Annotated in this window: 7 protein-coding genes; 1 reads left to right on the top strand and 6 read right to left on the bottom strand. The window is 39.2% G+C overall.

Annotated features, from left to right (window positions below):
- Nucleotides 1-447 precede the first annotated feature (447 nt).
- The 5 genes from H735_RS31180 to H735_RS29385 all read right to left on the bottom strand — a co-directional run bounded on the left by H735_RS31180 (nucleotide 448) and on the right by H735_RS29385 (nucleotide 3,005).
- A complete protein-coding gene (locus H735_RS31180) occupies nucleotides 448-648 on the bottom strand; it encodes a hypothetical protein (RefSeq protein WP_152447628.1) in 201 nt (66 codons plus the stop codon).
- A 518-nt stretch (nucleotides 649-1,166) separates the two neighbouring features.
- Nucleotides 1,167-1,895 (bottom strand): ParA family protein, encoded by a 729-nt coding sequence (locus tag H735_RS29375; protein WP_020196150.1) that lies wholly within the window; start codon nucleotides 1,893-1,895, stop codon nucleotides 1,167-1,169.
- A 13-nt stretch (nucleotides 1,896-1,908) separates the two neighbouring features.
- Complete coding sequence (locus H735_RS31495) at nucleotides 1,909-2,178, bottom strand: ParA family protein (protein WP_020196149.1); 270 nt, start codon at nucleotides 2,176-2,178, stop codon at nucleotides 1,909-1,911.
- Nucleotides 2,179-2,253: 75 nt separating this feature from the next.
- Nucleotides 2,254-2,670 carry a helix-turn-helix domain-containing protein gene (locus H735_RS29380; protein WP_020196148.1) on the bottom strand — a complete coding sequence of 139 codons (417 nt, stop codon included), beginning with the start codon at nucleotides 2,668-2,670 and terminating at the stop codon, nucleotides 2,254-2,256.
- 8 nt (nucleotides 2,671-2,678) lie between these two features.
- Nucleotides 2,679-3,005: a type II toxin-antitoxin system HigB family toxin gene (locus H735_RS29385; RefSeq protein WP_337588689.1), complete on the bottom strand. Its 327-nt coding sequence runs from the start codon at nucleotides 3,003-3,005 to the stop codon at nucleotides 2,679-2,681.
- Nucleotides 3,006-3,172: 167 nt separating this feature from the next.
- On the opposite strand from H735_RS29385, the gene H735_RS29390 reads away from it, so the two are divergent.
- Nucleotides 3,173-3,733, top strand: a complete 561-nt coding sequence (locus H735_RS29390) for a recombinase family protein (protein WP_202906001.1) — start codon at nucleotides 3,173-3,175, stop codon at nucleotides 3,731-3,733.
- A 188-nt stretch (nucleotides 3,734-3,921) separates the two neighbouring features.
- On the opposite strand, the gene H735_RS29395 is transcribed toward H735_RS29390, so the two are convergent.
- The coding region (locus tag H735_RS29395; protein ID WP_042980828.1) for an HD domain-containing phosphohydrolase at nucleotides 3,922-5,253 on the bottom strand (1,332 nt) is incomplete at its 5' end.

Genomic DNA, 5,253 nt, shown 5'->3' on the forward strand with positions numbered 1-5,253 from the left:
GGTGGTTTAGGGCTGAAAATCAAAAAAAAGTCATCTATTTTTCTCTCTTATCTGTATCATGCACTATGATTAAAAGTAATAGGCTGATGAGGAAAAAACAGTGAGTGTTTTATCTAGGACTGGTATCAGCTAAATAGCTTATAACGACAGCAGTGGATGTCCAGCAACGTTCCTCTTAGGCGTGACAGTGTATTTGTGGGCGGATTTTTAGGGATTCTTATCGGACTTAGAGCCACTGACGGCATTAATGTAAGCAGTATTACAGCAATGCTTGAGGCCTTTATCCTGCTCTTTGCTTACAACAGGTCCTTGAGAAACTAGCGCTAGCGTCAACTATCTTGAAAAACGCCGCACAGGAGGAACTATGTTTGAAGTATTTGTTATTGCTGTCATCATTATTGCCGTACTCAAATTGATGGGCGTTAACTTTCGATGACCACATGCTCTTTATTCGTAGGTAAGAGATGGGACTATTTCTGCCAATCTGTAGCAATCAGAGAATGAGAAAGCAAAAGTGGCACCATCTTTAATGGATTCGATCCAATAGCAAGGCTCTGTTTTACCATTTAGGTAAACGGTAATGTGTCGCTGTGATATGGTCAAATCGTAGTAGTATTGCCTACTTGTTCGACGAGTTCCGTATACCATAAACCCTTCCTCACTTGCATATCCGCTAATCATCTCAACTAACTTTTTGATCATAAAAACATCGTTCAATTTACAAACCGGATACAAATATATATTGAGCAAGTAACGTTCAATCAGGTTAGATTAAAAATCTCTGCCAGAGTAATATTAATTCCACCAATATGGCAATGAAATCCCGTACCATATAAATCTCTCACTATGTTTGTTTTGAGTGCACATCAAACATACCTCTGTAGTGTTACCCATGCGTATATAATTGAATAATGCATATAACAAAAGTTATTAAGGATATATAGATTTCGGAATTTTCGGCGGATCCGGCTTAGAGCCCCATTACATCTAATTATGATGAAAACAGCTGTTAAAGTGTTGCTACAATTTCAAAATGATCACATTGCTATGTGACCATTTCTTCTTTCATTGAGTTTAATATCAAAGATATTGCATTCTTGATTGCGATGATAACAAACAACACAACATCTTTAATACAATCAGTACTGACTGATTATGGCATTAATCTAAATCAAATTAGCTATTATATAATCAGCCAATTGATCATGTTCAGCCGACATTGAACGCATAAGAGCGGTTTGAGGGCCAGACCAAGCACGACGAGTTGGACGTACGGTATCTAGATAACGAAGTGGGACACCTTGTAATATGCTATCAGGAGCCATAACGTTAAGGTCTTCCACTTTCGCAATTGGTGTATTTGGTGTAAAAGCAGGTACTGGTGAGTAAGCCGTAATTACCGATAATTTTGAACGTAGTTCAGTACGAACAGAATCTATTATTTTATCTCTATGTGCAGCATCTGCTGATATTTCTGTTGATACGGTATGCCCCGGATTTCTCCTTTTATCAAAACCATTAAAAATCCACCCTCCAAATTTAGGCTCACCTTTTTGAGAAATTAAAGGATTACTATGTGATGAATTTCGTTTAACACCTTGTTCCCAGTCATCTCTAAATTTAGGTAAAGTTTCACCAATAAGACCAATGCAATAAGCAGAACAATACAAAGCTGATCTTACAATGGTATTAAATGACGGGGGAACATCAATCAGAACATAATCATATTCACAATCATTTATCTCTTGTGCTTTATTTGCAATCAAGCTTGGAATTAAAAATCGAGTAACAGCATTACCAGCAATTAAATCCGTACCTACGCTAATGATATCTGAAAGGTTATTTAACCAAAAATCACCAGGCACAATATCTAAGCGCCCTGCTCCAGACTCCATTGGATGGGATGGTTCAAAATGTATGAACGACTGGGGGGATGTCTTGCTGAATAAAAGGTTGGCAAAAAGCTTTTATTGTTTTTCCATAAGGGTTATTCGAATCCTTTTCTAAAAGTTTAGAAAAGCCGTCTTCTCCTAACAATGCTATTGAAAGGTTGCATTGAGGATCAAAATCTATAAGTAAAACTGACTTGCCTTTAGCTGATAATGCAACACTTAAGTTCCAAGTTAAAGTTGTTTTACCTACGCTACCTTTGTTGTTAAATAGTGATATTGTTTTCATTCTTTCTCATTAAAACACAAATAGTCGAACCAGTATGATTTTAACTAAATAAAATCATGTTTTTTTACTAACAAATCAAACAAACATGTATGGAGGAATATTGAATCGTTCAGACAACGCTCTAATATGACGTAAAGTCAAAGATCGAGAGCCATTCAATATCATTGACACCGTAGATTTAGCTCCAATTTCGTTTTTAAAGTCAGATAATTTCATATCATTTTGGTCAATAATGACCTTAAGCATGGCCAAACCCGGTTCCAAATTATCAATAATGTAATTGAACTCTTTAAACTCATCGGCTTCTGTTTCGTACTTTTCTATAACAGGGGATAACAGATCAATTATCACATGATTATTTTCATAATCCTCAACCAATTCATCCATCAGAGAAATAAGCTGCTCGTATTCATCCGAAGTTTCAATACCATTAATCCAAGGCATAACTTCTATCATTTGATTAGAAAGAGCTTTCATTCTTGCGATATTCATAGAACCTCCTACTTTTTCCTCTCACTTCTGTAAGCTTTGATAATTTTATCATACTCTACATGAGTCACAATATGTTTTACATACAATCGTCCTTTTGTAAATTTAATGTAGGCCATCAGTCTTAGTTTATTTCCACAAATATCAATAACACACAACTTATCCCTGTATTTGCAATTACCTAATGACGGAAACAACGCTTTTAACTCTTCTGGATTTTTAGCTCTACTTACGTGCAATGTCTTGTACGTGGCATCTAGGGCTTCAGCACATGTAGGGAATTTTTTCTTCGCATCATTAAATGGTCTTTTACTTATTACGTGCATCACACAATTCATTGTTCACATTATGCGCACAGTATAAATCAAAAAAAACAGTTCACAATAAGTGAACCAAGTTCTTTTTGATTATGCCTCATGCGAACCAAAATCATTATATGCTCACAAACGACCCAATAAGCCCCGAACACATGCTGAACTCGAATATAATTATATCCGAGCACAACATGAGAAAACTGACCTTCAATTATCTTCGCGTATCAACAAAAATTCAAAATACCAAACGACAACTTGATAAAGTACCTTGCGATCGCATTTTTATAGATAAGGCATCTGGTAAAAATGCAAAACGTCCAGAATTGGAATCTTTGCTCCGTTTTATCAATTCTGGTGATCACATCAATATCCACTCTATCGATCGCTTAGCACGTAACCTGAAAGATTTGCGTGAACTCATCGATCAGATCACTGGCAAAGGTTGCTCAGTGAAATTTCACAAAGAGAACCTTCACTTCACTAGTGAAAAGAATGCATTTCAGGATTTGATGCTCAGTATGCTGGGTGCAGTCGCTGAATTTGAAAGCGCCATCATCAACGAGCGTCGATTAGAAGGTATTGCGAAAGCCAAAGAAAAAGGTGTTCAGTTTGGCCGCAAACCAGATTTAGATCGGTATGAGGACATCAATCGGCTATTAAAGAAAGGATACTCGATGCGAGCGGTAGCCAAGCAACTTAACTGCGGCCTTTCTACGGTTCAACAAGCAAAAGCGAACCAAGTATCAAATTAACCTCTAGAGAGTCATCTAATTAATTTGTCGTTCAAGCGTTGTCCTTTTCAAAAAGGCGCTTTGTGGCTCGCGGAATAAATTCTTTTGGTGTATGGCGTCGTTGATAGTGATAAGACAAATAACAAAATAGAAGGCGTGGGCGATATGAACGACAACTCTACAGCGTCCTAGCTCAATGCGTAGCATCGCTATGTTTGTTTTAAGATCTCATTCGCGTCTGATGATTTAGACTTCAGATACTTCTCAATATCCACCTCATCAACCTGTTCAGCTGGCATAAACTTGTTGGCATAGTCACGGTAAACCCCGCTTTCTAAGAACAACAAGAACAAATCCATATCCAAATGCTCATCCAGTGCCATCTTGTACATGATGTCGACCGCAACGCTCACTGGCTTGGCTTTCTTGTAAGGTCGATCCCCTGCGGTTAACGCTTCAAAAATATCTGCGATCACCAAGATGCGTTCTGGGGTTGATAAATCTTCTGCACTCAACCGACGCGGATAGCCAGTGCCTTTCAACGTCTCATGGTGAGTCGAAGCATAACGCGGTACGTTGCTTAACTCCGGAGGGAATGGCAGTGCCCCCAACATTTTGATGCCGCTGATCATATGCTCGTTAATTTTGAAACGGTCTTCTGGTGTTAACGTCCCGCGAGAAATCGTCAGGTTGTACACTTCACCCAAGTTATATTGATGCTCTGGCACTTGCACCTTAATGCCATGCTCGGGTGCAAATTCCATTGGGCGAACGCGCTCGATAATATGGTCAGGTTTATCCGCTAAAAGGTTTTCGACCACTGGCAACGTCACCTCAGATTTTGGTTTAATCATTTCTTCAAATGGAGAAAGACCAAGATGATCATCATAGTGACGCAACCAAGTTTGCTGGGCGATTTGTTTAATGCGCTCAATCTTATCGTCGCTCATGAACTCGCCCCCCACGTTGGCGTTGGCCACAAATCGGAAGTCTTCGTCCAACTGCACAACTCGTTGGTCGAACTTGGCTTGCGCTTCTTCTTTTGACAGCTCACCAGTAGATATCGACTTCCACATTTCCACTTCAGCATCTCGCCTTAGTACTTCGAAACGAGTGCGAATTTCATTGATGCGGTTATAGTTGGCTTCTAACTTAGTGCCTTTATCAACGATGTGTTCTGGCGTGGTGATCTTGCCACAGTCATGTAACCAAGCCGCGATACGGAATTCACGTCGTTCATCGTCATTGTTGAATTTAAAATCTTTGAACTTACCGGTGTCGCACTTCTCTACCGCCTCTGCCAACATCAAACCAATTTCTGGAACACGATTACAGTGCCCTGCAGTATAAGGAGACTTGTCATCGATCGCTTGCGCAATAAGGCGAATAAAGGCTTCAACAAACTCTTCTTGCTGTTGCTCGTGATGCTGAATCTCTTGCGTCATTTCGGTGACCGAATCGGACAAATCAGAAACTTCTTTGATACGCGTTTCTACCGGGACGAGTTTATCAAACTGACGGTCTTTGATTTTGATGGTCTC

This window comes from Vibrio owensii CAIM 1854 = LMG 25443, from assembly GCF_000817815.1.
Lineage (GTDB): Bacteria > Pseudomonadota > Gammaproteobacteria > Enterobacterales > Vibrionaceae > Vibrio > Vibrio owensii.